The sequence below is a fragment of the Cereibacter johrii genome (assembly GCF_001720585.1).
Taxonomy (GTDB): domain Bacteria; phylum Pseudomonadota; class Alphaproteobacteria; order Rhodobacterales; family Rhodobacteraceae; genus Cereibacter_A; species Cereibacter_A johrii.
Genome location: NZ_MABH01000165.1, coordinates 1 through 25985 on the forward strand (window position 1 = coordinate 1; position 25985 = coordinate 25985).

At 68.4% G+C, this 25985-nt stretch carries 26 protein-coding genes; 10 read left to right on the forward strand and 16 right to left on the reverse strand.

Annotated features, from left to right (window positions below):
- The 3 genes from A9O63_RS15190 to hslO all read right to left on the reverse strand — a co-directional run.
- Positions 1-645, reverse strand: a 645-nt coding sequence (locus tag A9O63_RS15190) for a CCA tRNA nucleotidyltransferase (protein WP_141703101.1), incomplete at its 3' end; no start/stop codon positions are given.
- Complete coding sequence (locus A9O63_RS15195; RefSeq protein WP_069332698.1) at positions 642-1229, reverse strand: CoA pyrophosphatase; 588 nt, start codon at positions 1227-1229, stop codon at positions 642-644. The genes A9O63_RS15190 and A9O63_RS15195, both read right to left, overlap by 4 nt.
- Positions 1222-2211 carry an Hsp33 family molecular chaperone HslO gene (gene hslO / locus A9O63_RS15200; protein ID WP_069332699.1) on the reverse strand — a complete coding sequence of 330 codons (990 nt, stop codon included), beginning with the start codon at positions 2209-2211 and terminating at the stop codon, positions 1222-1224. The genes A9O63_RS15195 and hslO overlap by 8 nt, the downstream gene beginning before the upstream one ends.
- Positions 2212-2283: 72 nt before the next feature.
- On the opposite strand from hslO, the gene A9O63_RS15205 reads away from it, so the two are divergent.
- Positions 2284-2721: an NUDIX hydrolase gene (locus A9O63_RS15205; protein ID WP_069332700.1), complete on the forward strand. Its 438-nt coding sequence runs from the start codon at positions 2284-2286 to the stop codon at positions 2719-2721.
- Positions 2722-2749: 28 nt separating this feature from the next.
- Here A9O63_RS15205 and A9O63_RS15210 read toward each other — a convergent pair whose 3' ends face one another.
- Entirely contained in the window at positions 2750-4006 is a 1257-nt protein-coding gene (locus A9O63_RS15210; protein WP_069332701.1) for a PP2C family protein-serine/threonine phosphatase, read from the reverse strand.
- A 186-nt stretch (positions 4007-4192) separates the two neighbouring features.
- Between A9O63_RS15210 and A9O63_RS15215 the strand changes: the two genes are divergently transcribed.
- Positions 4193-4522, forward strand: a complete 330-nt coding sequence (locus A9O63_RS15215; protein ID WP_069332702.1) for an Hpt domain-containing protein — start codon at positions 4193-4195, stop codon at positions 4520-4522.
- Here the strand turns inward: A9O63_RS15215 and ilvA are convergent.
- Positions 4519-5766, reverse strand: coding sequence for a threonine ammonia-lyase IlvA (ilvA, locus tag A9O63_RS15220; protein WP_069332703.1), 1248 nt, complete (start codon positions 5764-5766; stop codon positions 4519-4521). The two genes, A9O63_RS15215 and ilvA, sit on opposite strands and share 4 nt — an antisense overlap.
- 121 nt (positions 5767-5887) lie before the next feature.
- Between ilvA and A9O63_RS15225 the strand changes: the two genes are divergently transcribed.
- Together A9O63_RS15225 and A9O63_RS15230 are read left to right on the forward strand one after the other, a co-directional pair.
- On the forward strand, positions 5888-7114 hold the full coding sequence (locus tag A9O63_RS15225; protein WP_069332704.1) for an argininosuccinate synthase: 1227 nt from the start codon (positions 5888-5890) through the stop codon (positions 7112-7114).
- A 63-nt stretch (positions 7115-7177) separates the two neighbouring features.
- Positions 7178-7855, forward strand: a complete 678-nt coding sequence (locus tag A9O63_RS15230) for a tellurite resistance TerB family protein (RefSeq protein WP_069332705.1) — start codon at positions 7178-7180, stop codon at positions 7853-7855.
- Here the strand turns inward: A9O63_RS15230 and A9O63_RS15235 are convergent.
- From A9O63_RS15235 to A9O63_RS15250, 4 genes are all read right to left on the reverse strand, one after another.
- A complete protein-coding gene (locus A9O63_RS15235) occupies positions 7845-8567 on the reverse strand; it encodes a sulfotransferase-like domain-containing protein (RefSeq protein ID WP_069332706.1) in 723 nt (240 codons plus the stop codon). The genes A9O63_RS15230 and A9O63_RS15235 overlap by 11 nt on opposite strands.
- Entirely contained in the window at positions 8564-9463 is a 900-nt protein-coding gene (locus A9O63_RS15240) for a D-amino acid aminotransferase (protein WP_069332707.1), read from the reverse strand. Before A9O63_RS15240 ends, A9O63_RS15235 begins: the two co-directional genes overlap by 4 nt.
- Before the next feature lie 66 nt (positions 9464-9529).
- Positions 9530-10384, reverse strand: a complete 855-nt coding sequence (locus tag A9O63_RS15245) for a PfkB family carbohydrate kinase (protein WP_084295963.1) — start codon at positions 10382-10384, stop codon at positions 9530-9532.
- A complete protein-coding gene (locus A9O63_RS15250; RefSeq protein WP_069332709.1) occupies positions 10384-12639 on the reverse strand; it encodes an NADP-dependent malic enzyme in 2256 nt (751 codons plus the stop codon). Before A9O63_RS15250 ends, A9O63_RS15245 begins: the two co-directional genes overlap by 1 nt.
- A 131-nt stretch (positions 12640-12770) precedes the next feature.
- Between A9O63_RS15250 and mutS the strand changes: the two genes are divergently transcribed.
- Positions 12771-15398 (forward strand): DNA mismatch repair protein MutS, encoded by a 2628-nt coding sequence (gene mutS / locus A9O63_RS15255; protein ID WP_084295968.1) that lies wholly within the window; start codon positions 12771-12773, stop codon positions 15396-15398.
- 111 nt (positions 15399-15509) lie between these two features.
- Here the strand turns inward: mutS and A9O63_RS15260 are convergent, their stop codons facing one another.
- Together A9O63_RS15260 and hrcA are read right to left on the reverse strand one after the other, a co-directional pair.
- Positions 15510-16070: a nucleotide exchange factor GrpE gene (locus tag A9O63_RS15260; RefSeq protein WP_069332711.1), complete on the reverse strand. Its 561-nt coding sequence runs from the start codon at positions 16068-16070 to the stop codon at positions 15510-15512.
- A gap of 5 nt (positions 16071-16075) precedes the next feature.
- On the reverse strand, positions 16076-17146 hold the full coding sequence (hrcA, locus tag A9O63_RS15265) for a heat-inducible transcriptional repressor HrcA (RefSeq protein WP_069332712.1): 1071 nt from the start codon (positions 17144-17146) through the stop codon (positions 16076-16078).
- Between the two features lie 132 nt (positions 17147-17278).
- Here hrcA and rph point away from each other — a divergent pair, with 132 nt between their 5' ends.
- From rph to A9O63_RS15290, 5 genes are read left to right on the forward strand one after another with little or no spacing between them, the layout of a single operon-like run.
- The gene (rph, locus tag A9O63_RS15270) at positions 17279-17992 is read left to right on the forward strand and encodes a ribonuclease PH (protein WP_069332713.1); all 714 of its coding nucleotides are present in this window, start codon (positions 17279-17281) and stop codon (positions 17990-17992) included.
- Positions 17989-18600: an RdgB/HAM1 family non-canonical purine NTP pyrophosphatase gene (rdgB, locus tag A9O63_RS15275; RefSeq protein WP_069332714.1), complete on the forward strand. Its 612-nt coding sequence runs from the start codon at positions 17989-17991 to the stop codon at positions 18598-18600. The genes rph and rdgB overlap by 4 nt, the downstream gene beginning before the upstream one ends.
- Positions 18597-18971 (forward strand): RidA family protein, encoded by a 375-nt coding sequence (locus A9O63_RS15280; RefSeq protein WP_002721714.1) that lies wholly within the window; start codon positions 18597-18599, stop codon positions 18969-18971. Before rdgB ends, A9O63_RS15280 begins: the two co-directional genes overlap by 4 nt.
- A 2-nt stretch (positions 18972-18973) precedes the next feature.
- Positions 18974-20131 (forward strand): radical SAM family heme chaperone HemW, encoded by a 1158-nt coding sequence (gene hemW, locus A9O63_RS15285; RefSeq protein ID WP_069332715.1) that lies wholly within the window; start codon positions 18974-18976, stop codon positions 20129-20131.
- A gap of 1 nt (position 20132) precedes the next feature.
- Positions 20133-20486, forward strand: a complete 354-nt coding sequence (locus A9O63_RS15290) for a YbaN family protein (protein ID WP_069332716.1) — start codon at positions 20133-20135, stop codon at positions 20484-20486.
- On the opposite strand, the gene A9O63_RS15295 is transcribed toward A9O63_RS15290, so the two are convergent.
- The 5 genes from A9O63_RS15295 to mnmE are packed head-to-tail and all read right to left on the reverse strand — an operon-like array spanning position 20461 to position 25960.
- Positions 20461-21363, reverse strand: a complete 903-nt coding sequence (locus A9O63_RS15295) for a ParB/RepB/Spo0J family partition protein (protein ID WP_069332717.1) — start codon at positions 21361-21363, stop codon at positions 20461-20463. The genes A9O63_RS15290 and A9O63_RS15295 overlap by 26 nt on opposite strands.
- A complete protein-coding gene (locus A9O63_RS15300) occupies positions 21363-22187 on the reverse strand; it encodes a ParA family protein (RefSeq protein ID WP_069332718.1) in 825 nt (274 codons plus the stop codon). Before A9O63_RS15300 ends, A9O63_RS15295 begins: the two co-directional genes overlap by 1 nt.
- On the reverse strand, positions 22180-22800 hold the full coding sequence (gene rsmG / locus A9O63_RS15305) for a 16S rRNA (guanine(527)-N(7))-methyltransferase RsmG (protein WP_069332719.1): 621 nt from the start codon (positions 22798-22800) through the stop codon (positions 22180-22182). The genes A9O63_RS15300 and rsmG overlap by 8 nt, the downstream gene beginning before the upstream one ends.
- Positions 22797-24662, reverse strand: coding sequence for a tRNA uridine-5-carboxymethylaminomethyl(34) synthesis enzyme MnmG (mnmG, locus tag A9O63_RS15310; RefSeq protein WP_069332781.1), 1866 nt, complete (start codon positions 24660-24662; stop codon positions 22797-22799). Before mnmG ends, rsmG begins: the two co-directional genes overlap by 4 nt.
- A gap of 11 nt (positions 24663-24673) precedes the next feature.
- Entirely contained in the window at positions 24674-25960 is a 1287-nt protein-coding gene (gene mnmE, locus A9O63_RS15315; RefSeq protein WP_069332720.1) for a tRNA uridine-5-carboxymethylaminomethyl(34) synthesis GTPase MnmE, read from the reverse strand.
- Positions 25961-25985 lie beyond the last annotated feature (25 nt).

Genomic DNA, 25985 nt, shown 5'->3' on the forward strand with positions numbered 1-25985 from the left:
GGCCGCCAGCAGCTTGCGCATCTCGGCGCCCACCCGCTCGCGCGAGAGCTGCGCCACGCCCTCGGCCCGCGCGGCACAGGCGGCCAGCCCCTCCGCGTCGAGCCCCTCGTCCGGCGCGCCGTAGATCGCATGAAAGCGGAAGAAGCGCAGGATGCGCAGGTAGTCCTCCTCGATCCGCCGGATGGGGTCGCCCACGAAGCGCACCCGTCGCGCGATCAGGTCAGGCAGCCCGCCCAGCGGGTCGATGACCGCACCCGAGGCCTCGGCATAGAGCGCGTTCATGGTGAAGTCGCGCCGGGCCGCATCCTCGGCCACATCGGTCGAGAAGGCCACCACGGCGTGGCGCCCGAAGGTCTCGACATCGCGTCGGAAGGTCGTGACCTCGTGCGGCACGCCGCCCGCGATCACCGTGACGGTGCCATGGTCGATGCCGGTCGGCACCACCTTGAAGCCCGCCGCCGAGGCCAGAGCCGAGACCGCCGCGGGCACCGCATCGGTGGCCAGATCGATATCCGACACCGGCCGGCCCAGCAGCGCATTGCGCACGCAGCCGCCCACGAAGAGCGCGCGATGCCCCGCCTCGGCCAGCGCCGCGCAGAGCCGCTGCGTTGCGGGACGCGCCAGCCAGTCGCCCGAGATCCTCATCCCTGCATCCTCCGCGCAAGGCCGTGCAGGATGCGCGCCGTAGCCCCCCAGATGTAGTAGGGCCCGTAAGGCACGACATAGTAGCGCCGCCAGCCGCCGCGCCAGAGCCGCTGCTCCACCCGGTAGCGGGACAGATCGAGGAGGTGGGTGAGCGGCACGGTGAAGGCTTCCTCCACCTCGTCCTCCTGCGTCACCGGCACGAAGGGTCCGCGCACCTCGGCGAGGACGGGGACGACCGTGAAACCCGTCACCGTCTCATGCGCGGGCAGGCGGCCGACGACCTCGACCATCTCGGCCGGAAGCCCGATCTCCTCGCGCGCCTCGCGCAGCGCGGCATCCTCGGGGCTGGCATCCGTCGGGTCGATCTTGCCGCCCGGAAAGGCGATCTGGCCGGGATGATGCGCGAGATGCGAGGCCCGCTTGGTCAGGATGACCCGCGCCCCGCCCTCGCGCTGCCAGACCGGCACCAGCACCGCCGCCGCGCGCAGGCGGCGGTCGGGCGGCAGCACGATCTCGGGGTTCAGGTCATGGTCCGAAGAGGCGGCGCCGCCGCTCTCCAGCGCGCGGCGCAGCGCCTCAGGCATCGTCGCTCCGGGCGCCGGTGCCGAGAGTCGTCGGGTCGAACTCGTAATGCGCGCCGCAGAACTGGCAGTCGGCCGTGACGATGCCCTCGTCGGTCGTCATCTCGGCGATTTCCTCGGGCGCATAGATCGCGAGCGACTCGCGCACCCGGTCGGGCGAGCAGGAACAGCCGAAGCGCAGCGTCTGCGCCTCGAACACCCGCGGCGCCTCCTCGTGGAACAGCCGCACGAGCAGGTCCGGCGGCTGGACCGAGGGGCCCACCAGCTCCAGATCCTCGACCGTGTCGAGAAGCAGATTGGCCCGCGTCCAGTTCTCGCCCTCGTCGCCGTCGAGGAGGTCGCCATGCTGCAGGAGCCCGCCTTCGCCCGAGCCGCCCTCGCCCGCCACGCCCGGCGAGGCCTTGGGCATGTGCTGGAGCATCACGCCGCCGCCCCGCCAGTGGGTCGCGCCCTTGGCGGTGGACTGGCCGAAGGAGAGGGCAAAGCGGGTGGGCAACTGCTCGGACTGCGCGAAATAGGTCTCGGCGCAGGCGGTGAGCGAGCCTCCGGCAATCGGCGTGATGCCCTGATAGGGCACCATCCCCTGCCCCTGATCGATCAGGATGGCGAAATATCCCTCGCCGATCTGATCGAAGGCCCGGGCCCCCGGCTGCAGATCCTCCGCCACGAAGCTCGCATAGGCGCGGATCCGGGCGGGTTGCCCATCCTCGGAGGGGCCGTAATAGTCCGTGGCGATCATCCGCACCGCGCCGTTGCCGCGGATCTGCAGCGACAGCTTCCAGCGCAGCTTGATCGCCTGGCCGATCAGGGCGGTCAGAAGCGACGCCTCGGCCACCAGCGCCTCGATCTGCGGCGGGTAATCGTGCTTCGACAGCACCTCCTCGAGGACCCCGTCCAGCCGCACGACGCGGCCGCGGATGTCCGAGCGGTCAAGCTGGAAGGGCAGGACGGTATCGTCCCAGGCGATCTGTGAACCGATGGTCATGGGGTTTCCTTGAGGCATGAGCCTTGGCATACCGCCCCAATATAGGCGCGACAACCGGGGGACCAAGAGCAGATGATCAGGCGATACGGCGACCCCGTGCGGGCGGATCGGCACTATCGGCGCAGGCCGGGGGTCTATGCGGTGCTCCTGAGCGGCGGCGACATCCTCACCACCTTTCAGGAGACTCCGCTGCCCGAGTTCCAGCTTCCGGGTGGCGGGATCGATCCGGGCGAGCATCCGATGGCGGCCCTGCACCGCGAGGTGCGGGAAGAGACCGGCTGGCGCATCGGCGGCCTCCGCCGGATCGGCGCCTTCCGCCGCTTCACCTACATGCCGGAATACGATCTCTGGGCCGAGAAGCTCTGCGCGGTGTATCTCGCGCGTCCGATCCGGCGCCTCGGCGCGCCCACCGAGCCCGGGCATCACGCCGTCTGGCTGCCGGTCGAGGAGGCGCTGGTGCGGCTCGGCAATGCGGGCGACCGGGCGCTTCTGGCGGCGGCCCTGCGCTGACGGACCCCGGCTCTCGGGCCCGCGCCCCTCACGGCCGGTAGTCGAAGAGCACGCCCGAGACATCGTCCCGGAAGTCTCCGCCGCCCATCCGCTCGTGGAGCGCCCAGACGAGAGCCTCCATCAGCTCCTCGGAGCCGAGGGCCGCGTGCTCGGCAAGCAGGCGCACCAGCCCCGCCTCTCCCAGCTCGTGCCCCGAGGGATCCGGGCATTCCGTCACCCCGTCCGACAGCAGAAAGAGCCTGTCGCCCGGCAGAAGCCGCGTCTCCGACCGCTCGAAGGTGGCGTCGGGCAGAAGGCCCACGGGCAGCCCGCCCTGCCCCAGAAGCTCCCCCCGCCCATCGGCGCGCAGCACCACCGGATGCGGATGGCCCGCCTGCACCAGCGCGAGCGCCCCCGACCGCAGGTCGATCTCGGCATAGGCCATGGTGAAATACTGCTCTACCCCCAGATCCGCGATCATCATGCGGTTGAGGCGCGCGGCCAGAATCTCGGGCGGCCAGCTGTCATGCCCGGCGCAGTGCGGGCAGGCGCCGTCCGACCGGGCCACCCCGCCCTCGGGCGAGAGGCCCGACAGGAGCCCCGCCAGCCGCGCCGTCATCAGCGCCGAGGCGACGCCGTGACCCGAGACGTCGATCGAATAGAGGGCGATCCGCCCCGCCCCGAGCTCGAGAGAGCCCGCGAGGTCGCCGCCGACATGGCCCGAGGGCCGCAGGAGCAGCGTGACGGTCGAGCGGCCGAACCGCCGGGACCTGTCCCGGGCGAACGACTGCTGCAACCGCCGCGCCTCGTCGAGATCGCGGTCGAGCGACTCGTAGATGGTGCGCAGTTCCGAGAAGGCGCGCTCCAGAAGCTGGTTCTTGTCGACGAGTTCGGCCTGCATCGACAGCACCCGCTCGCCGGCCCGCAGCCGGGCCCGCAGTTCGTCGGGCGCCGCGGGCTTCACCAGATAGTCGTCGGCGCCGCAATCGAGGCCGTCGACCACCTCGCCGGTGCCGGACCGGGAGGTGAGAAGGATGAAGTAGCAATAGGCCGCGCCCGGCAGCGCCCGGATCCGGCGGCAGAGCTCCAGCCCCGACATGCCGGGCATCATCCAGTCGCTGAGCACGATGTCGACCTCGGCGCCCGTGCAGAGGGCCAGTGCCTCCGAGGCGGTTGCGGCCTCGCTCACCCGGTAGCCCCACCGCTCGAGCGAGAGCGCGACGAGCCGCCGCTGCGCCCGGCTGTCGTCCACGATCAGAACATGCCGGACGGGCGCGGAAGCGCCGTGCGCACCGGCTTCGGCCAACGGAAGGGATCGCGCATTCACTGGGGCATCTTCGGGATCGGCCTCGCGGCAGCATGGCGCCACGCTGACCCGGCACCGCTTAAGGGAGCGTGAAGGCTCAAATCATCCGGAACTGCCGGGACCATCCTCATCGACCGTTAAGGCGCGCGTGCCAGTCTGGACCGGCACAATCAGCGAGCGGGCAGCATGATCGACTGGGGACGGGTTGCGGCACTGCGCGAGGAGGTCGGCCGCGAGGCGTTCGAGGAGGTCGTTCTCATGTTCCTCGAGGAGACGGACGAGACGATCCGCCGGCTTTCCGCCGCTCCGGTCGCGCCGCTCGAGGAGATGCTGCATTTCCTGAAGGGATCGGCGCTGAACCTCGGCTTCAGATCGGTCTCGCGCCTCTGTCAGGAGGGCGAGCAGCTCGCCGCCTGCGGGCGCGGCGCCGAGGTCGAGCTGGGCGTGCTGGTGACGAGCTACCGGCTGGCCCGGATGGAGTTTCTCAAGGGACTCGAACGGATGGAGGCCGGCTAGACCAGGAACTCGGCCAGAGCATCGTCGCCGGTGATGTCGCGGTAGTTAAGCCCCGCCTCCTCCATCACCGCCGTCAGCCGCGCGAAATTCCCGGCCTCCCTGGTCTCGATCCCGATCAGGACCGAGCCGAAGTTGCGGGCCGACTTCTTGAGATATTCGAAGCGCGCGATATCATCGTCGGGGCCGAGCATCATCAGGAACTCGCGCAGCGCGCCGGGGCGCTGCGGCATCCGCAGGATGAAGTATTTCTTGAGGCCCGAGTAGCGCTGCGCCCTCTCCTTCACCTCAGGCAGGCGCTCGAAGTCGAAATTGCCGCCCGAGGTCACGCAGACGACCGTGCGGCCGCGGATCTCTTCGGCCAGCTCCGGCAGGACGTCCACCGACAGCGCCCCCGCAGGCTCGAGCACGATGCCCTCGACGTTCAGCATCTCGAGCATGGTGATGCAGATCCGGTCCTCGGGCGCCAGATGCACCTGATCGGGGCGCACCCAGTCGAGCATCGAGAAGGGCAGCTGTCCCAGACGAGCCACGGCGGCCCCGTCGACGAAGCTGTTCACGCGCGGCAACGGCGTGGGGCCTCCCGCTTCCAGCGCGGCCAGAAGGCTGGCGCCGCCCGCAGGCTCGACGAACCGGAAGTCCGTCTCCGGCGCCTCGCCCCGCAGGAAGGCCGTCACGCCCGAGGCAAGCCCGCCGCCGCCCACCGGCAGCACCACCAGATCCGGCGCCCGGCCCAGCTGTTCGAGCAGCTCGACCCCCACGCTTGCCTGCCCCTCGATCACGTCGGGATCGTCGAACGGCGCGAGGAAATGGGCCTTCTGCTCGGCACACCAGGCCTGGGCCGCGGCGAGTGTCTGGTCGAAGTAGTCGCCCGTCAGCACGATCTCGACGGCCTCGCCGCCGAAGGTCCGCGTCTTGGCGATCTTCTGCTGCGGCGTCGTCACCGGCATGAAGATCGTGCCCTTCACGCCGAAATGCCGGCAGGCGTAAGCCACGCCCTGCGCATGATTTCCCGCCGAGGCGCAGACGAAGGAGCGCTGGTCGGGGCGCGCATCGCGCACCTTCCGCATCGCCGTGAAGGCGCCGCGCAGCTTGTAGCTGCGCACCGGCGTCAGATCCTCGCGCTTGAGCCAGATCTCGGCGCCATAGCGGGCCGAGAGATGATCGTTGCGCTGGAGCGGCGTCTCGGGGAAGAGATCGCGCAGGGCGCGGGTGGCGGCACGGGCGTTGCGGGCGAACTGGGTCATGCGCGCACCCTACCCGCTTCGTCGCGGCTCCGCCACGGTCCAGGTGCGGCCCGCGCCCCTTGTTCACAACGGCAAACTTCACTAGACCGGCGTGCAAACTTTCCCGCGATGGAGCCCTCCCATGTCCGCCCCGAAGAAAGTCGTCCTTGCCTATTCCGGCGGGCTCGACACCTCGATCATCCTGAAGTGGCTGCAGACCGAATATGGCTGCGAGGTCGTGACCTTCACCGCCGACCTCGGCCAGGGCGAGGAACTGGAGCCCGCCCGCGAGAAGGCCGTGATGCTGGGCATCAAGCCGGAAAACATTTTCATTGAAGATGTGCGCGAAGAGTTCGTGCGCGACTTCGTCTTCCCGATGTTCCGGGCAAACGCGCTTTACGAAGGGCTCTACCTGCTCGGCACCTCGATCGCGCGGCCTCTGATCGCCAAGCGGCTGGTCGAGATCGCGGCCCAGACCGGCGCCGACGCGGTGGCCCACGGCGCCACCGGCAAGGGCAACGATCAGGTGCGGTTCGAGCTGACGGCCTATGCGCTCGATCCGGCGATCAAGGTGATCGCGCCCTGGCGCGAGTGGGACCTGACCTCACGCACGAAGCTCCTCGAATTCGCCGAGCAGAACCAGATCCCGATCGCCAAGAACAAGCGCGGCGAAGCGCCCTTCTCGGTCGATGCGAACCTGCTGCACACCTCGTCCGAGGGCCGCGTGCTGGAGAACCCGGGCGAGGAAGCCCCGGACTACGTCTACCAGCGCACCGTCGACCCCGAGAAGGCGCCCGACGCGCCCGAGTTCGTGGAGATCACTTTCGAGAAGGGCGATGCGGTCGCCATCAACGGCGAGGCCATGTCGCCCGCGACCATCCTCACGAAGCTCAACGAGCTTGGCGGCAAGCACGGCGTGGGCCGTCTCGATCTGGTGGAAAACCGTTTCGTGGGCATGAAGTCGCGCGGGATCTACGAAACGCCCGGCGGCACCATCCTGCTGGAGGCCCACCGCGGGATCGAGCAGATCACGCTCGACTCGGGCGCAGGCCACCTCAAGGATTCGATCATGCCGCGCTATGCCGAGCTGATCTACAACGGCTTCTGGTACAGCCCCGAGCGCGAGATGCTTCAGGCGCTGATCGACAAGTCGCAGGAACATGTCACCGGCACCGTCCGCGTGAAGCTTTACAAGGGCTTCGCCCGCACCGTCGCCCGCTGGTCCGAACATTCGCTCTATTCCGAGAAGCACGTCACCTTCGAGGAGGATGCGGGCGCCTACGACCAGAAGGACGCGGCCGGCTTCATCCGGCTGAACGCCCTGCGGCTGAAGCTGATCGCGACGCGCAACGCGCGTGTGAAGGGCTGAGGCTGGAACCGGCGCCCTGCGGCGCCGGTTGACCTCCTTTCCCAAGGGAGAGGAGACCCTTCGATGAGCCTCAAGAAAGTCCTCGGGCTGATGCTGGCCTCGCGCATGGCCGGCCGCGGCGGCCGAACGGGAGGGCTCGGCTCTGCCGCCGTCCTCGGCTCGAGCGTGAGCAAGAAGGCCGGGATGGCCGCGCTGGCCTACATGGCCTACCGCGCCTATCAGGATCATCAGGCGCGTAGTCCGGGCGGCACGGCCCGGACTGCGGGCGGTGCGGGCGGCATCGGGGGCATGATCGGCGGCATCGTCGACAGCCTGACCGGCCCGCAGGACGATGCCGGCCGGTCCTCGGCCGCTCCTGCCGGCGCAGCGATGGGTCAGTCGCCCGAGGAGGCGATTTCGGACGCCAAGGCGCTCCTGCTGCTGCAGGCGATGGTGGCCGCGGCCTGGGCCGATGGCGCGATCTCGACGGACGAGCGGCAGCGGATCCTCGACCAGCTCGACGCCGCGGGTGCGGACGAGAGCGACCGGCGGCTCGTCGAGCGCGAGATCGCCCATCCGCAGCCGCTCGACCGGCTGCTGGAGCAGGTCCGCGATCAGGAGACCGCCGAGCAGTTCTATCTCGCTTCACGCGCCGCGGTGGATCCGGCCACCAACGCCAACAAATCCTACCTCTGCACCCTGCGGGGGCGGCTGAACCTCTCGGAGGCGGAAGTGCGCGAGGTGGAAGCCTTCACGTCCTGATGCGGAAGGCGGCAAGGCGCTCGTAATGCGGCAGCGCCTGCCGGGCCAGCTCGGCATAGTGCGGGGCGAGATCCGGCAGCGGGCCCTCGGGATCCTCGAAACCCGAAGACAGATGCACGGCGCCGTACCAGTGCGGCGCCCAGACACCGTCGGCCTTGTGTCCGCCTGCAGGCCAGCGCAGCATCGCATCGGTGAAAGGGAGGCCGAGGGCCGCACAGAGGGCCGTCAGCGTCCCTTTCGGGTCCTGCCGGACGTCCGCGCTGTCCACCACGAGGGGCGGGCGCCCCAGCCATTGCGCCACCTCGTCGAAAAGCTCGGCCTGCTGCACGAAGCCGATGTCGGCGAGGCCGGGCCCCTCGCGCTTCTTGGCGTAGCTCGCCACGACCCGCGCCGGATGGCGGATCAGAAAAACATTTTCGCAGTCGCGCATGAAGCTCCGGTCGAAGGAGGGGATCATGTGCAGCGTCATGTGCTTCTGGTAGAAGATCGGCTCGCCGAGCGGCGCCTCTCCGCGGCACCTGTCGGCGATGACGGAGGCGTCGGTTTCGTGTGCGGCGAGGATCTCGGCGCGCATCGGATGGTCGAGCCCCGTGGCCTTGAGATAGGCGGCGTAGAAGGGTTCGTCCCAGATGCCGCAGTCACCCCGCGCCGCGAAGGAATACATCAGGGCCGTCGAGAGGTTCCGCGGCCCGGACCACATGGCGATCCTCATGCCGCCACCAGAGCCTTGTAGAGGCCACGGATGCGCTCCGTCATGGGGCCCATCTCGCCCGTGCCGATCCGCCGGCCGTCGATCGATCCCACAGGCGTCTGCGCGCCGAAGGTGCCGGTCAGGAAGGCCTCGTCGGCGGAGTAGGTCTCGACCAGCGAGAAATTCTTCTCGAAGACAGGAATGCCGGCCTCGCGGCAGATCCGGATGACCTTGCCGCGGGTGATGCCGTTCATGCAGTAGTCGCCCGTCGAGGTCCAGACCTCGCCCTTTCTCACGATGAAGAAGTTGCAGGCGTTGGTCGTGTTCACGAACCCATGCACGTCCAGCATCAGCGCCTCGTCCGCGCCCGCCTTCTCGGCCGCGATGCAGGCCAGGATGCAGTTCAGCTTGGAATGCGAGTTCAGCTTCGGATCCTGACTCATCGGCAGGCCGCGGATATGGGGCACGGTGGCAAGCCGGATCGGCCGCGGGATCTTCGGCTTCGAATGTTCCATGATGATCGCGACGGTGGGCCCCTGCCGCGAAAGCGACGGATGCTGGAAGGGCCGCGTCTTGATCCCGCGCGTCACCATCAGCCGGGCGTGTGCGTCCGTCGTCATGCCGTTCGCCGCGGCCGTGTCGAGGATCGCCTGCCGGAGCGCGGCTCGATCCATCCCGATGTCGAGGTCGATGGCCAGCGCCGCCTCGAACAGCCGGTCGAGGTGCTCGTCGAGAAAGGCCCAGCGCCCGTCATAGAGGCGGATGCCCTCCCAGACGCCGTCGCCGAGCATGAAGCCTGCGTCATAGACCGACACCAGTGCCTCGGCCTTGGGCAGGATCCGCCCGTTCAGCCAGAGGCGGATGGTCTCGTTCCGGGCATCTTCCTCGGCCTGGTGGGTGGTGACGTGATCGGTCATCGGCGGCTCCCTGTTCCCGCCGACGCTAGACCGGAGAGGGGCCGCCCGCCAAGGGGGGCAGAGGCGTCAGCCGAGGAAGGCGTCCACCTCGTCGGCCGTGGGCATGGCTTGGGCTGCGCCCGGACGTGTCACCTGAAGAGCGGCGGCCGCGGATGCGCGGCGCATCGCCGCCGCCGGAGCGAGCCCGGCATCGAGCGCCGCGGCAAGGTTTCCCGTGAAACAGTCTCCCGCACCCACCGTGTCGACGGCCGTCACGGGAAAGGCCGGAACGGACAGCCGGTCCTCGCCCGGAACGAGCCATTCGGCACCCCGCGCGCCGAGGGTCACGACCATCGCCACCTCGGGCAGCGCCCCGAGCGCGGCTCTCAGGGCCGCCGCTTCGCCCTCGTTCATCACGAGGAGGCTGACATAGGGCAGGACGGCCTGCACGGCGCCGATCTCGAACGGGGCGGCGCAATAGATCACCCTCAGGCCGCGCTCCGAGGCCAGACGCGCCGCCTCGACCTGCGCCGAGGTCTCATTCTGCAGAAGGAGCGTGTCCCCCGGGCCCGCCCCGGCGAGGGCCGCCGTCACCGCCGCTGCATCGAGCGTCCGGTTCGCGCCCGAAAAGATCACGATGGTATTCTCGGCCTCGGCATCCACATTGATGATGGCATGGCCGGTGGCGACCTCGCCCACCGCCACATGGGTCACATCGACGCCGGCCTCCGCCATCCGCTCGCGCGCCCAGCGCCCCTCGGGCCCGACCGCCCCGACATGACGGATCCGCGCCCCGGCCCGTGCCGCGGCGACGGACTGGTTTGCGCCCTTGCCGCCGAGGCCCAGACTGTAGCTCGCGGCCTCGAGCGTCTCGCCGGGCGCCGGCAGGTGCGGCATCCGGTAGACATGGTCGATGTTGATCGAGCCCAGATTGAGCAGCATCACCCCACCTTGCACGCGGCCATCACGGCCATGTTGAGAATGTCATTGACCGTCGAGTTCACGCCGCAGATCTGGATCGGCTTCGACACGCCGGTGAGAATGGGACCGATCACGGTCGCCCCCGCCATCTCCTGCATGAGCTTGATCGAGATCGACGACGAGTGCCGCGCCGGAACCACGAGGATATTGGCAGGCCCCGTGAGCCGGCAGAAGGGATATTGCGCCATGGCCGTCTTGTTCAGCGCCACGTCGACGGTCATCTCGCCCTCATATTCGAAATCGACCTTCATTCCGTCGAGCACGCGCGAGGCCTCGCCCATCTTGGCCGCCCGCTCCGAGACCGGATAGCCGAAGGTCGAGAAGGAGACGAAGGCCACCCGCGGCTCGAGCCCGAGGTTGCGCGCCACTCGCGCCGACTTGATCGCGATATCGGCCAGATCCTCGGCCTCGGGCCATTCATGGACCAGCGTGTCGGCAATGAGCACGATGCGGCCCTTGTGCAGCAGCGCCGTCACACCCACCGCGCCGTCCGAGGCCTTGGCATCGAACACATGATTGATGAGCTGCATCACATAGGCCGATTTGCGCGTGGCCCCCGTCACCAGCCCGTCGCCGTGCCCATGCGCCAGCATCAGCGCCGAGAAGACATGCCGGTCGCGCGTGGCGAGGCGCTGGATGTCGTAGCTGTCGAAACCGCCGCGCTGGAGACGGTTGTAGAGGAAGCTCTTGTAGGCCTCCATGTGGCGCGAGTTGGCGGCGTTCACCACCTCGAGCTCGCGCACCGCATCGCCGAGGCCCGTCGCCTCGAGCTTCTCGCGCACGTCCTGCTCGCGGCCCACGACCAGCGCCTTGCCCATGCCGGCCCGCTGATAGGCCACGGCCGCGCGCAGCACGCGTGGATCGTCGCCCTCGGCGAAGATCATCCGGGCCTGCGCCGCCTTGGCGCGGGCATGGATGCCCTGCAGGATCGAGGCGGTCGGGTCCATCCGCGACTTCAGCGCCAGCTCGTAGCCCTGCAGGTCGATGATGGGCCGCCGCGCAACGCCCGTATCCATGCCGGCCTTCGCCACCGCGGGCGGGATCGTGTAGATCAGCCGCGGATCGAAGGGCGTGGGAATGATGTAGTCGCGCCCGAACGAGAGCTTGCGCCCGTAGGCCATCGCCACCTCGTCCGGCACGTCCTCGCGCGCGAGCTGCGCCAGCGCCCGGGCGCAGGCGATCTTCATCTCGTCGTTGATCGCGCGGGCGTGGATGTCGAGCGCGCCCCGGAAGAGATAGGGGAAGCCCAGCACGTTGTTGACCTGGTTCGGATAGTCCGACCGGCCCGTGGCCACGATGGCATCGGCGCGGACAGCCTGCGCCTCCTCGGGCGTGATCTCGGGATCGGGGTTGGCCATGGCGAAGATGACCGGATTGTCGGCCATGCTCCTCACCATCTCGGGCGTGACCGCGCCCTTGGCCGAGACGCCGAGAAACACGTCCGCCCCCGCCATCGCCTCTTCCAGCGTGCGCAGCTCGGTGCGCGCGGCATGGGCCGATTTCCACTGGTTCATGCCCTCGGTGCGGCCCTGATAGATCACGCCCTTGGTGTCGCACATGATGCAGTTGTCGTGGCGCGCACCCATGGTCTTGAGGAGCTCCAGACAGGCGATCCCCGCCGCCCCCGCGCCGTTCAGCACGATGCGGACATCCTCGATCTTCTTGCCCGACAGCTCCAGCGCGTTGATGAGGCCCGCGGCACAGATCACCGCCGTGCCGTGCTGGTCGTCATGGAACACCGGAATGTCCATGAGCTCCTTCAGCCGCTGCTCGATGATGAAGCACTCGGGCGCCTTGATGTCCTCGAGGTTGATGCCGCCGAAGGTCGGCCCCATCAGCTTCACCGCCTGGATGATCTCGTCGGGGTCCTCGGTGTCCAGCTCGATGTCGATGGCGTTCACGTCGGCGAAGCGCTTGAAGAGCACCGCCTTGCCCTCCATCACCGGCTTCGAGGCCATGGCCCCGAGATTGCCCATGCCGAGGATCGCGGTCCCGTTCGAGATCACCGCCACCATGTTGCCCTTGACCGTATAGTCGTAGACCGTCTCGGGCGCGTCGGCGATCGCCTGCACCGGGACGGCCACCCCCGGCGAATAGGCGAGGCTCAGGTCGCGCTGCGTGGCCATCGGCGTCGAGGCGGTGATCTCGTATTTGCCGGGCCGCGGTTCCAGATGGTAGAGAAGCGCCTCTTCGGGCGTGATCTTGGTCTTGGTCATGAGGGGGCCATCCTGTGCAAGCACGGCCCTTCTAGCGCCGCCCCGCCCCCGCAACAATGACCAAGGATTTGCGGCTTTTCCCCGCAGAGGCGCTTTTGTAGGGTCGCCCGACCGAAGTGGAAGGGGGCAGCGTGAGCGACGACACCGTCACGCCGATGATGGCGCAATATCTCGAGATCAAGGCGCAGAACCCCGGCGCCATCCTGTTCTACCGGATGGGCGACTTCTACGAGATGTTCTTCGACGACGCGGCTCTGGCCGCCGAGGCGCTCGACATCGCGCTCACCAAGCGCGGCAAGCACCGCGGCGAGGACATCGCCATGTGCGGCGTGCCGATCCATGCAGCCGAGGGCTATCTTCTCACCCTGATCCGCAAGGGCTTCCGCGTGGCCATCGCCGAGCAGATGGAGGATCCGGCCGAGGCGAAGAAGCGCGGCTCCAAGTCCGTGGTCCGGCGCGAGGTCGTGCGCCTCGTCACGCCCGGCACGCTGACCGAGGACACGCTGCTCGAGGCGCGGCGGCACAACTACCTCTGCGCCTTCGCCGAGATCCGCGACGAGGCGGCGCTCGCCTGGGCCGACATCTCGACGGGCGAGCTCAGCGTCACCGCCTGCCCGCTGCCGCGCCTCATGCCCGAACTGGCCCGCCTCGCCCCGCGCGAGCTGCTGGTGGCCGACGAGTGGGAGCTCGACTGGATCGAGGAGGTGGGCTGCGCGCTGACGCCGCTCTCGCGGGCGAGCTTCGACAGCGCCTCGGCCGAGAAGCGGCTCTGCGCGCTCTTCGGCGTGGGCACGCTCGAAAGCTTCGGCAATTTCACCCGGGCCGAGCTTTCGGCCATGGGGGCGCTGGTCGACTATCTCGACCTCACCCAGCGCGGCAAGCTGCCGCTCCTGCGCCCGCCCGTGCGCGAGATGGCGGGCGGCACGGTCCAGATCGACGCCGCCACCCGCCGCAATCTCGAGATCACGCAGGCCCTTGCCGGAGGCCGCGAGGGCTCGCTCCTCTCCGCCGTGGATCGCACCGTCACCGCCCCGGGCGCCCGCCTGCTCGAACGGCGGCTCTCGAGCCCCACCCGCGACGTCGGCCTGATCCACGAGAGGCTCGGCGCGGTGCGCTGGCTCACCGAGGAGCCGCGCCTGCGCGAAGAGATGCGCGCGAGCCTCCGCCGCGTGCCCGACATGGACCGAGCCCTCTCGCGGCTGGCGCTCGACCGCGCCGGTCCCCGCGACATGGCGGCGATCCGGGCGGGCCTCACCCAGGCCCACGAGATCGCGCACCGGATGCCCGCCGAGGCGCCCGCCCTCGTCACCCGCGCGCTCGAGGCGCTCGGCGGCCACGAGGCGCTGGGGGATCTCCTCGATCAGGCTCTGGTGGCCGAGCCGCCGCTTCTCGCCCGCGACGGCGGCTTCATCGCACAGGGGTTCGATGCGGATCTCGACGAGACGCGGCGCCTGCGCGACGAGGGCCGCGGCGTCATCGCCTCGATGCAGGCGGGCTTCATCGAGCTGACCGGCATCCAGAGCCTGAAGATCAAGCACAACAATGTGCTCGGCTATTTCATCGAGGTCACCTCGACCCATGCCGAGAAGATGCTCTCGGCCCCGCTCTCCGAGCGCTTCATCCATCGCCAGACCACCGCCGGGCAGGTGCGCTTCACGACGGTGGAGCTGTCGGAACTCGAGACGCGGATCCTGAACGCGGGCAACCGCGCGCTCGATCTCGAGAAGATGCATTTCGCAGCGCTGCGGACGGCAATCCTCGATCTCTCGGGCCAGATCGGACGCGCCGCCCGGGCGCTGGCCGAGCTGGACCTGATCGCGGCCTTCGCCGACCTCGCGGTGGCCGAGGACTGGACCGAGCCCGAGATCGACGACAGCCGCGCCTTCGCCATCGAGGCCGGGCGCCATCCGGTCGTCGAGCGCGCCCTGCGCCGCACCGGCACCCCCTTCGTGGCCAACCATTGTGACCTCTCCACCGGCGAGACGCCGGCGGTCTGGCTCATCACCGGGCCGAACATGGCCGGCAAATCCACCTTCCTGCGCCAGAACGCCCTGATCGCGCTCCTCGCACAGGCGGGCAGCTTCGTCCCCGCCCGCCGCGCCCATATCGGCCTCGTGAGCCAGATCTTCAGCCGCGTCGGCGCCTCCGACGATCTGGCGCGCGGCCGCTCGACCTTCATGGTCGAGATGGTCGAGACCGCGGCCATCCTGAATCAGGCCGACGACCGCGCCCTCGTGATCCTCGACGAGATCGGCCGCGGCACCGCCACCTGGGACGGGCTCTCCATCGCCTGGGCCACACTCGAACATCTGCACGACCGGAACCGCTGCCGCGCCCTCTTCGCCACCCACTACCATGAGATGACGGCGCTCGCGGGCAAGCTCGGGGGCGTGGAAAACGCCACCGTCGCGGTCAAGGAATGGGAAGGCGACGTGATCTTCCTGCACGAGGTGCGGCGCGGTGCGGCCGATCGCTCCTACGGCGTGCAGGTGGCACGGCTCGCGGGCCTGCCCGCCTCGGTGATCGAGCGCGCGCGCACCGTGCTCGACGCGCTCGAGTCGGGCGAACGCGAGAGCGGCGGCCGACGGCAGGCCCTGATCGACGACCTGCCGCTCTTCCGCGCGGCCCCGCCGCCGCCCGCGCCCGCGGCTCCGAGGACCTCACCCGTGGAAGAGCGGCTGCGCGAGATCCAGCCCGACGACCTCAGCCCGCGCGAGGCGCTGAAGCTCCTCTACGACCTCCGCGCCCTCCTGACCTGAGGCCGCTTTCATTCTGGCAGAAATATCCCGCGGGGGAGCCCGACCCCCCGGGGTCGGGCGGGGGGCGCGCAGCCCCCCCTCCCGGGCGGCCACAGCCACCCCGGGAAGCGCTCAGGCGCCGGTATTCGAGGACACGCCCACCTGTGCCGGGCGCAGCAGCCGGTCGTGGATCATGAAGCCCTCGGTCATCACCTGGATGATCTGGCCGGCCTTGGTGCCGGGCACCGGAGCCTCGAACATCGCCTGATGCTGCTGCGGGTCGAACGTGTCGCCCACCTGCGGCGTGATCGGGCGCACGCCATGCTTGTTCATCACGTTGCGCAATTCGCGAAGCGTGAGTTCCACGCCCTCGATCAGGGCCGCCGCCGCCGCCCTCTGCTCGTCCGTCGCCACCTCGAGCGCGCGGCTCAGGTTGTCGTAGACGGGCAGCAGATCGCGCGCGAGCCGCGTGCCGCCATATTGCTCGGCCTCGCGCCGGTCGCGCTCGGCCCGCTTGCGGCTGTTCTCGGCATCCGCCAGCGCCCGCATGAATCGGTCGCGCAGCTCGTCGCGTTCGGCGCGCAGGGTCTCGAGTTCGTCGATCTCCGGCGCCTCCGTCAGTTCGGGCGCTTCGACAGTCTCTTCCCGGGGTGCCTGGTCCTCGGCCATCTCGTCTTTCCTTGCGTTCGTCATGCTCGTCATCCCTTGCCGCGGTCGGACACCAGCCGACCCACCAGCTGCGCCGTGTAGTCGACGATCGGAACGATACGGCCGTAGTTCAGCCGCGTCGGACCGATCACGCCAATGGCGCCGATGATCTTTCGATCCGCGTTCATATAGGGAGAGACCACCAGAGAGGAACCCGAAAGTGAGAAAAGCTTGTTTTCCGAGCCGATGAAAATGCGCACGCCCTCGCCCGCCTCGGTCAGTTCCAGATATTCCGCGATGTCCCTTTTGCGCTCCAGATCGTCGAAGAGCGTGCGGATCCGCTCGAAATCGGCGGCCTCCGCCCCGCCCTCCAGCAGGTGCGACTGCCCCCGCACGATCAGCCGCTCGGACTGCTCGCCCGGGTTCTCCCAGACGGCCAGCCCGCTTTGCACCAGATCATGCGCCAGCGCGTCGATCTCCTGGCGACGGCGGGTGATTTCCTGCCCGATGGTCTGGCGCAGGTCGCCCAGCGTCCGCCCCTCGACCAGCGCGTTCAGGAAGTTCGCGGCCTCGCGCATCGACGAGGCGGTCTGCCCCGACGGCGGGCGGAAGACCCGGTTCTCGACATGCCCATCCGCAAAGACCAGCACCACCAGAGCCCGATCCGTGCCGAGGCTCACGAATTCGATGTGGCGGATCGCCGCCTCGTGCTTGGGCGCGAGCACGAGGCTCGCCCCCTGGGTGACCGCCGACAGCGTGGCCCCCACCCGGTCGAGGAGCGAGACCACATCGTGCTCGTTGCCCCCGAAGGTCGCGTCGATCCGCTCGCGGTCCTTCTCCGAGACCTGCCCCACCTCGAGCAGCCCGTCCACGAACATCCGCAGGCCGAGCTGGGTCGGGATCCGGCCCGCGGACACATGCGGGCTGTCGAGCAGGCCCAGATATTCCAGATCCTGCATCACATTGCGGATCGTGGCGGCGCTCACCTTCTCGGACATGTGCCGGGTGAGGGTGCGCGAGCCCACCGGATCGCCCGAGGCGAGATAGCCTTCCACCACGCGGCGGAAGACCTCGCGCGAGCGGTCGTTCATCTCCGAGAGCATCCTGCGGCCTTCGTTCATCCTGCTGCCTTCCAAGCGACTGCCGACTTTAGCGAGGCCCCGCGCCGCCCGTCAATCGGCTCGCCGTCAATCAGGGTTGCATCCCGGCCCGCCCGGGGCCTATCTGACGGCGGTCCAGAGATGAGGTTTTCCATGCGTCCTTCCGGCAGAAAACTCGACCAGATGCGGTCGGTTTCCATCGAGCCCAATGTGATGAAACATGCCGAGGGCTCGTGCCTCATCCGCATGGGCGAGACGCATGTGCTCTGCTCGGCCTCGATCGAGGACAAGCCTCCGCCGTTCCTGAAGAATACCGGCCTCGGCTGGGTGACGGCCGAATATGGCATGCTGCCGCGGGCCACCACCTCGCGCAACCGGCGCGAGGCGGCCGCGGGCAAGCAGAGCGGCCGCACGCAGGAGATCCAGCGCCTGATCGGCCGGGCGCTCCGCGCGGGCGTCGACCGCTCGGCGCTCGGCGAGCGCCAGATCGTGATCGATTGTGACGTGCTGCAGGCCGACGGCGGCACCCGCTGCGCCTCGATCACCGGCGGCTGGGTCGCGCTGCGGCTCGCGGTGAACAAGCTCCTGAAGGCCGGGATCATCGTCTCGGATCCGATCGTCGATCATGTGGCAGCAGTCTCCTGCGGGATCTACGCGGGCCAGCCGGTGCTGGATCTCGACTATGCCGAGGATTCGACCGCCGGCACCGATGGCAATTTCGTCCTCACCGGCCGCAACCGGCTGATCGAGGTGCAGATGTCGGCCGAAGGCGCGAGCTTCTCGCGCGACGAGATGGGGCAGCTGCTCGATCTGGCCGAGGCGGGCATCGCGGGCCTCGTGACCGCCCAGAAGGCCGCCCTCGAATGACGCGGAAGTTCTCGGGCGAGCGCCTGCTCGTCGCCACCCACAACAAGGGCAAGCTCGAAGAGATCCAGCATCTCTTCGAGCCCCTCGGCATCGAGGTCGTCTCGGCGGGAGAGCTGGGCCTGCCCGAGCCGGAAGAGACCGAGACCAGCTTCGTGGGCAATGCGCGCATCAAGGCCCATGCGGCAGCGAAGGCCGCCGACATGGTGGCGCTGGCCGACGATTCCGGGATCACCATCGACGCGCTCGACGGCGCGCCGGGGGTCTATACCGCCGACTGGGCCATGACCCCCACGGGCCGGGACTTCGTGAAGGCCATGACCGACACCTGGGCCAAGCTCGAAGCGGCGAACGCCCCCTTCCCGCGTCGCGCGCAGTTCCGCTGCACGCTGGTCCTCGCCTGGCCCGACGGCCATGATGAGGTCTTCGAGGGCGTGATGCCCGGCCAGGTCGTCTGGCCGATGCGGGGCCAGCAGGGCCACGGCTACGACCCGATCTTCCAGCCCGACGGCAGCGAGCTCACCTTCGGCGAGATGGACCGCTGGGAGAAAAACGAGATCAGCCACCGCGCCCGCGCCTTCCGCAACCTCATGCAGGGCTGCTTCAAATGAGGCGCATCTCCAGCGGCTCGCCCTTCGAGGCCACGATGGGCTATTCGCGCGCCGTGGTGAAGGGCGGCTGGTGCTTCGTCTCGGGCGTCACCGGCTATGACTATGCCACCATGACCATGCCCGAGGACATCGCGGCCCAGGGGCGCAACTGCTTCGCCACCATCGCACGCGTTCTTGAGGAGGCCGGTTTCACGATGGCCGACATCGTGCGGGTGCAGTATACGGTCACCGATGCGGCGCTGGTCGAGGCGCTGGTCCCCGTTCTGGGGGACGTGCTGGGCGAGATCCGCCCGGCCGCGACCATGGTCATCGCCGGGCTGATCCGCCCCGAGATGCTGGTCGAGATCGAGGTGACAGCCTTCAAGGGGTAGCAATGGACGACTGGCGGAACGGCGGCTTCGGGCTTTACCTGCACTGGCCGTTCTGTCAGTCGAAATGCCCCTACTGCGACTTCAATTCCCACGTCGCGGCCACCATCGACCAAGAGCGCTGGCAGCGCGCCTATCTCTCCGAAATCCGCCGTCTGGGCGCCGAGACCGAAGGCCGGGTGCTGAACTCGGTCTTCTTCGGCGGCGGCACGCCCTCTCTGATGGAGCCCGAGCTCGTGGCGGCCATCCTCGAGACGGTGCGCGCCACCTGGCCGCTCGCCAACGATCTCGAGGTGACGCTCGAGGCCAATCCGGGCTCGGTCGAGGCCGGGCGCTTCCGGGGCTATCGCGCGGCGGGCGTGAACCGCATCTCGATGGGCATTCAGGCGCTGAACGACACCGACCTCAGAAAGCTCGGGCGGCTCCACACGGTGGCCGAGGCGCGGGCCGCGTTCGACGTGGCACGCGCGACCTTCGACCGTGTGAGCTTCGACCTGATCTATGCCCGGCAGGACCAGCCGCTGGACCATTGGCGCGGCGAACTGACCGAGGCACTGGCGATGGCCGCCGATCACCTCTCGATGTATCAACTTACAGTTGAAGACGGCACGGCTTTCGGCGAGCGTTTCAAGCGGGGCAAGCTGCGGGGGCTGCCGGAAGAGGAGCTGTCGGCGGACATGTATGCGCTGACACAGGATCTGTGCGAGCGAGCGGGCCTGCCCGCCTACGAGGTCTCCAATCACGCGCGGCCGGGTGCCGAATCGCGCCACAACCTGATCTACTGGCGCGGCGGCGACTATGCGGGCGTGGGGCCCGGCGCCCATGGGCGTCTCACCTTTCCGACCGGACGGTGGGCGACCGAGGCGCCCAAGGCACCCGGCGCTTGGCTCGAGCGCGTGGAACGCGACGGAAACGGCGAAAGCCCGCGGGTCCGACTGGACCCTGAGGATCATGCGCTCGAATATCTGATGATGTCCCTCCGCCTCCGCGAGGGACTGGACCGCGGGCGCCACGCGGCGCTGGCCGGGCGGCCACTGGACGAGCGGCGGGTCGCGGACCTGCGGGAGATGGGCATGATCGACATCGACGACGAGCGGATCTGCGCGACGACCGAGGGCCGGATGGTCCTGAATTCGGTCATCACCGCTCTGGCGGGGGCGTAAGATGCGGCTCCTGTGGGTCTCGGCCGGCCTCGCCGCGCTGGGACTGGGCGTGCTGGGCATCTTCCTGCCCCTCCTGCCCACCGTCCCTTTCCTCTTGCTGGCGGCCTTCTGCTTCGCCCGCTCGTCCGAGAGGCTGCACAACTGGCTGATCCACCACCCTGTCCTCGGCCCGCCCATCCGCGACTGGGAGCGTTCAGGCGCCATATCGCTCAAGGGCAAGCAGATGGCGACCCTGTCGATGCTGGCTGTCTTCGGGATCTCGGTCGGCCTTGGTCTCCGACCGACGATCCTTGCCGTTCAGGCGGCGGCGCTCTGCGCCTCCGGCCTCTTCATATGGACCCGTCCCTCGGCATGACCGAGAGCGTTCGGCACAGCGTGTCGAGATCGTCGAGCGTGGTGTAGCGGATCGTGAGCCGCCCACTCTCGCCGCCCGGCTCGTGATCGATCGTCACCGCCATCTTCAGATTGGCCGAGAGATCCGCCTCGAGCGCCCGCGTATCGGCATCCTTCTCGCGGCCTCCGCGCGGCGCGCTCGGCTTGCGCTTCTCGCCCGCCCCGCGCGCCAGACGCTCCGTGTCCCGCACCGAGAGGTTGCGCGAGATCACCTGCCGCGCCAGATCCGAGGCGTTGGGCGTGGTAATGAGCGCCCGCGCATGGCCCGCGGTCAGCTTCCCCTCCCGCAGCCAGACCTGAACGTCGTCAGGAAGCTGTAGCAATCTCAACAGGTTAGCAATGTGAGAGCGGCTCCGTGACAGCGCCTCCGCCAGCTTTTCCTGAGTATGGCCGAATCGGTCCATCAGCTGACGGTAGCCCATCGCCTCTTCGATCGCGTTCAGGTCCGCGCGCTGAATGTTCTCGATGATCGCGACCTCGAGCACCTCGGTATCGTCGAACTCGCGCACGATCACCGGCACTTCGTGCAGCTGCGCGAGCTGCGATGCCCGCCACCGCCGCTCGCCCGCCACGATCTCGTAGCGGTCGCCCTCCGGCATCGGCCGGACGATCAGCGGCTGGATCACGCCCTTCTGCCGGATCGACGCCGCCAGATCCTCCAGCGCCTCCGGTCCGAAATCGCGACGAGGCTGATTCGGGTTCGGCACCAGCTTCTCGACCGGCACCAGAAGATCCGGCCGGCGCGCAGCGCCCTGCCCCGCATCGACCTCGACCTGAATGTCCGCCATCAGCGCGGACAGGCCGCGGCCAAGCCCACGACGCTCCATCTTCTTCTCCATCACAAGGCGGGTTCCTGTCGGGCCGCGAAGCCGTGGCGCACCGCGATCTCTCGAGCCAGCGCCCGATAGGCTTCGCTGCCCTTCGACGTCGGATCGTAGGACAGCACTGGCAGCGCGTAGGACGGCGCTTCGCTGACACGCACATTTCGCGGGATCATCGTGCGGAAGACCAGATCGCCGAGGTTCTGGCGCGCGTCGCCCTCAACCAGTTGCGACAGGTTGTTCCGCTTGTCATACATCGTGAGCAGCACGCCCTCGATCTTCAGCGCCGGATTGGCTGTCCCCCGCACTTCGCGGATCGTCAGCATGAGTTGCGACAGCCCTTCGAGGGCGAAGAATTCGCTCTGCAGCGGGACGAGAACCGAATCGCAGGCGATGAGGGCGTTCACCGTCAGCAGGCTCAGCGACGGCGGGCAGTCGATCAGGATGTAGTCGAAGCCGAACCGCTCCATACCCTGCTGACGCAGCGCCTCGCGGAGCAGCTGGCTCCGCTTCTCGTTCACCGCAAGCTCGATGTCGGCAGAGGCGAGATCCGCATTCGCCGGACAGAGGAACAGGTTGTCGGTGCGGGTCGGCAGGATGACCTCGTCCAGATCCGGCTTGTCGAGCAGAAGATCGTAGCTGGTCTTCAGCCGGTCGGGGGCCTCGATCCCGAGGCCGGTCGAGGCATTTCCCTGCGGATCGAGATCGACAACCAGGATCCGGGCCCCGAGTTCCGCGAGGCCAGCGGCCAGGTTGATGGCGGTCGTGGTCTTGCCCACGCCCCCCTTCTGGTTAGCGATCGCCAGGATGAGCGGCTTGCCGGGTCGGATCGAATCAGACATGAGCCAGGGCTTTCAGCTTCAGGATGACGGCGTCGGGGTCGGTGAGGCTCGGCAGAGTCTCCAGCTCCATGTTCCACGACTGGCGCGCCGCTGCAATCTCGCTGATGTGCCCTGCGCCCTTCGGGAAGAGGCAGATCCCATTCGGTGCCAGATGCGGCGCAGCCAGCGCGCAAAGCTCGGGCAAGGCGGCCAGAGCGCGGGCACTGATGACATCAGCACCCTGCGGCGGAAGCGATTCGATGCGCGCGGCCAGCACCGACGCGGAGAGTTCCAGCTCGCGACAGGCCGTGCGCAGGAAGGTGGCCTTCCGCTGATCCGATTCGACCAGAACGAATCGAGACTCGGGCGACTCGTCGGCCGCAATGATCGCAATGACAATCCCCGGGAAGCCGGAACCGCTTCCGAGGTCCAGCCACAGGCGCGGGCGAAGGGCAAGATGTGCCCGCAGCTGCGCCGAATCAAGGACGTGCCTCGTCCAGATGCTGTCGACGGTGGAGCGCCCGATCAGATTGACCGCCTTGTTCCACTTCTCCACCAGCGCGACGAAGTGTGAGAGCTTTTCGGATGTTTCACGTGAAACATCCAGCTGCGCGAGCACGCTCTCCTGCATCATACGGCCGCCGCATCCCGGCCCGCGCGCCGCAGGCGGGCAAGGATCAACGTCAGGGCAGACGGCGTCATCCCCTCCAGCTGAGCCGCCTGGGCAATGGTCGACGGGCGAGCGCGCATCAGCTTGGCTTTCAGCTCGCTCGACAGGCCCGACAAGGGCGCATAATCGAAATCCGCCGGAATGCGAATCGCCTCGTCGCGCTTCAGTGCCGCTGCCTCTTCTTCCTGCCGCAGGATGAATTGCGCATACAGCCCGTCCTTCGCAAGCTGCTGGCGGATCTCTTCCGGCAGGTCGCCGTATCCTTCGATCCCCTGCTCCACGGCCGACGCAGCCTCCTCGCCGAAGGCCATCACAGCGAAAGCCGTGCGTCGGACGCCATCCTGGCTGACCTTGATCCCCAGCTCGTTCAACTGCGACGGCGTGAAGGTGCTGCCCTCGAGAAGGGCCCTCCCCTTCTCCAGCATCTCGCGCTTCCTGCTGAAGCTCTCCCGTCGCGCGTCGCTGACGCAGCCGAGATCCAGCCCGATCGGCGTCAGGCGCTGGTCGGCGTTGTCGGCGCGGAGAGACAGACGGAACTCGGCGCGCGAGGTGAACATGCGATAAGGCTCGGTGACACCGCGGGTCGTGAGATCGTCGATCATCACACCCAGGTAGCTCCCCGAGCGGCTGAAGTGGAGCGGCTCGCAACCACGGATCGACAAGGCCGCGTTGAGCCCCGCCGCGAGTCCCTGAGCTGCGGCTTCCTCGTAACCGGTCGTACCGTTGATCTGGCCGGCGAAGTAAAGCCCGCCGAGCGCCTTCACTTCAAGAGTCGGGCGCAGTTCGCGTGGATCGAAGTAATCATACTCGATCGCGTAGCCGGGCTGCAGGATGCGCACCTCCTCGAGCCCGACGATCGTGCGGACATAGGCCTCCTGAACGTCCGCAGGAAGCGAGGTCGAGATCCCGTTGGGATAGACGGTGTCATCGTCGAGGCCCTCGGGCTCAAGAAAGACCTGATGCTCCTGCTTATCCGCAAAGCGCACGATCTTGTCCTCGATGGACGGACAGTAGCGCGGCCCGACCCCCTCGATATGGCCACCATACATGGCGGAGCGACCCAGGTTGTCCCGCACGATCTGGTGGGTGCGCTCGTTCGTATGGGTAATCCCGCAGGCAATCTGCCGCGCTTTGGGCGCACGGTTCAGGAAAGAGAAAACCACCGGATCCTCGTCGCCCGGCTGCATTTCGAGCTCGGCCCATCGAATCGTGCGGCTGTCGAGGCGCGGCGGGGTACCGGTCTTCAACCGCCCGCGTGCCAGAGACAACTCCCCCAAGACCGCTGCGAGGCGCCGAGATGGATCATCACCCATCCGCCCCCCGGGGCGCTGCTGGTCCCCGATATGGATGATGCCGTTCAGGAACGTCCCCGAGGTGAGGATCACCCGCCCTGCCACGATACGGGTCCCGTCCGCCAGCGAGACGCCCTGAACCCGATCGCCCGAAACCTGCAGGTCGACGACCTCGCCTTCGATAATGGTCAGACCCGGCTGCTCCGCCAGAAGCCGTTGCACGGCTTCGCGATAGAGCCGGCGATCCGCCTGAGCGCGGGGACCCTGGACGGCCGGACCCTTCTTCCGGTTCAGCAGACGGAACTGGATTCCGGCCTCATCGGCCGCGCGGCCCATGATCCCGTCGAGCGCATCGATCTCGCGGACGAGGTGGCCCTTCCCCAGACCGCCGATGGCGGGATTGCAGGACATGACGCCGAGCCCGGACTTCCGGAGCGTAATCAGCGCAACCTGAACGCCCATGCGCGCAGCAGCGGCAGCCGCTTCACAACCGGCATGTCCGCCCCCGATGACCACAACGTCGAAATGTTTCACGTGAAACACCCTCACTTCCCGATGCAGAAGCTGGCAAAGATCTCACCCAGCAGCGACTCCACGTCCACCCTTCCCACCAGTGAGTCGAGGGAGCGGATCGCGCGCCGAAGGTCATCCGCCGCCAGTTCCGTGTGCTGTTGGCCATTCAATAGCTCAGCCCGCACCGATTCCATAGCCCCGATCGCACGTTCGATAGCGAGACGGTGCCGCTCGCGGGTCAAACTTCCGGCACCGGCGCTGCGCCACCGCAATCTCTCGCCGATGGCGGCCACGAGCTCCGGCACACCCTCGCCCGTGCGACCCGAGAGGCGCAGTCCCTGCCCCGGACGAAGATCCGCCTTGCCTTGCACGACCAGATCGTCGGCCTGAACGGCAACCCCGGGCAAGGGTCCGCTGTCGTCCAGCAGGAAAACGCGCAGGTCCGCCGCCTGTGCCCGGGCCACGGCACGTTCGATGCCGAGGCTCTCGACAAGGTCCGATGTTTCCCGCAATCCCGCCGTGTCCAGAAAGGTCACGGGAAGCCCGTCGAGGTCCATCCGAACCTCGATCACGTCACGGGTGGTGCCGGCGATCTCGGAGGTGATCGCAGCCTCTCTCCGGGCAAGCGCATTAAGGAGCGTGGATTTCCCGGCATTGGGTGCGCCGACGATCGCGACCTCGAACCCGTCGCGGATCCGTTCGGCGATCCGCGATCCGTCGACTTCCCGCCGAAGATCCGCCAACAGGCCGTCGATCAGGGTCAGCACCTCGGGCGTGACATCGACCGGCACGTCCTCATCGGCGAAATCGATGGTCGCTTCGAGCAAAGCCGCAGCCCGGATGAGGTCGGCCCGCCACTGCTCTGCCCGCTCGCCGATGGCGCCGGAAAACACCCGCATCGCCTGACGGCGCTGAGCTTCCGTCTCGGCATCGATCAGGTCAGCCAGCCCCTCGACCTGCGCGAGGTCGAGCCGACCGTTCTCCAGGGCCCGGCGAGTGAACTCGCCGGCCTCGGCTGCCCTCAGACCGGGCAGGCCGGACAGGACCCGAAGCACCGAGGAGACGGCAGCAGGGCTTCCATGAAGATGCAGCTCAGCCGATGTCTCGCCGGTGAAACTCGCACCGGCGCCGAAGAGCAGCACCAGAGCTTCGTCGAGAACCTCGCCGTTCCACGTCAGCCGCCGTAGCGCCGCGTGCCGGAGAGGAGGCAAGGGGACGCCGAACGCCTGCACCGCCTCATGCGACCGCGGTCCGGAAAGGCGCAAAACCGCCACTCCGGCCTTGCCGCGTGCGCTGGCCAAGGCGTAGATCGTGTCCATCCCGGAGTCCTGTCGAGCGGGTCGC

What these genes read in the sequence shown, in the direction of transcription:
- A9O63_RS15195 (WP_069332698.1), bottom strand. Translation starts at nt 1,229, where the DNA reads ATGCCTGAGGCGCTGCGCCGCGCGCTGGAGAGCGGCGGCGCCGCCTCT.
- hslO (WP_069332699.1), bottom strand. Translation starts at nt 2,211, where the DNA reads ATGACCATCGGTTCACAGATCGCCTGGGACGATACCGTCCTGCCCTTC.
- A9O63_RS15205 (WP_069332700.1), top strand. Translation starts at nt 2,284, where the DNA reads ATGATCAGGCGATACGGCGACCCCGTGCGGGCGGATCGGCACTATCGG.
- A9O63_RS15215 (WP_069332702.1), top strand. Translation starts at nt 4,193, where the DNA reads ATGATCGACTGGGGACGGGTTGCGGCACTGCGCGAGGAGGTCGGCCGC.
- ilvA (WP_069332703.1), bottom strand. Translation starts at nt 5,766, where the DNA reads ATGACCCAGTTCGCCCGCAACGCCCGTGCCGCCACCCGCGCCCTGCGC.
- A9O63_RS15225 (WP_069332704.1), top strand. Translation starts at nt 5,888, where the DNA reads ATGTCCGCCCCGAAGAAAGTCGTCCTTGCCTATTCCGGCGGGCTCGAC.
- A9O63_RS15230 (WP_069332705.1), top strand. Translation starts at nt 7,178, where the DNA reads ATGAGCCTCAAGAAAGTCCTCGGGCTGATGCTGGCCTCGCGCATGGCC.
- A9O63_RS15235 (WP_069332706.1), bottom strand. Translation starts at nt 8,567, where the DNA reads ATGAGGATCGCCATGTGGTCCGGGCCGCGGAACCTCTCGACGGCCCTG.
- A9O63_RS15240 (WP_069332707.1), bottom strand. Translation starts at nt 9,463, where the DNA reads ATGACCGATCACGTCACCACCCACCAGGCCGAGGAAGATGCCCGGAAC.
- A9O63_RS15245 (WP_084295963.1), bottom strand. Translation starts at nt 10,384, where the DNA reads ATGCTGCTCAATCTGGGCTCGATCAACATCGACCATGTCTACCGGATG.
- A9O63_RS15250 (WP_069332709.1), bottom strand. Translation starts at nt 12,639, where the DNA reads ATGACCAAGACCAAGATCACGCCCGAAGAGGCGCTTCTCTACCATCTG.
- A9O63_RS15260 (WP_069332711.1), bottom strand. Translation starts at nt 16,070, where the DNA reads ATGACGAACGCAAGGAAAGACGAGATGGCCGAGGACCAGGCACCCCGG.
- hrcA (WP_069332712.1), bottom strand. Translation starts at nt 17,146, where the DNA reads ATGAACGAAGGCCGCAGGATGCTCTCGGAGATGAACGACCGCTCGCGC.
- rph (WP_069332713.1), top strand. Translation starts at nt 17,279, where the DNA reads ATGCGTCCTTCCGGCAGAAAACTCGACCAGATGCGGTCGGTTTCCATC.
- rdgB (WP_069332714.1), top strand. Translation starts at nt 17,989, where the DNA reads ATGACGCGGAAGTTCTCGGGCGAGCGCCTGCTCGTCGCCACCCACAAC.
- A9O63_RS15280 (WP_002721714.1), top strand. Translation starts at nt 18,597, where the DNA reads ATGAGGCGCATCTCCAGCGGCTCGCCCTTCGAGGCCACGATGGGCTAT.
- hemW (WP_069332715.1), top strand. Translation starts at nt 18,974, where the DNA reads ATGGACGACTGGCGGAACGGCGGCTTCGGGCTTTACCTGCACTGGCCG.
- A9O63_RS15290 (WP_069332716.1), top strand. Translation starts at nt 20,133, where the DNA reads ATGCGGCTCCTGTGGGTCTCGGCCGGCCTCGCCGCGCTGGGACTGGGC.
- A9O63_RS15295 (WP_069332717.1), bottom strand. Translation starts at nt 21,363, where the DNA reads ATGGAGAAGAAGATGGAGCGTCGTGGGCTTGGCCGCGGCCTGTCCGCG.
- A9O63_RS15300 (WP_069332718.1), bottom strand. Translation starts at nt 22,187, where the DNA reads ATGTCTGATTCGATCCGACCCGGCAAGCCGCTCATCCTGGCGATCGCT.
- rsmG (WP_069332719.1), bottom strand. Translation starts at nt 22,800, where the DNA reads ATGATGCAGGAGAGCGTGCTCGCGCAGCTGGATGTTTCACGTGAAACA.
- mnmE (WP_069332720.1), bottom strand. Translation starts at nt 25,960, where the DNA reads ATGGACACGATCTACGCCTTGGCCAGCGCACGCGGCAAGGCCGGAGTG.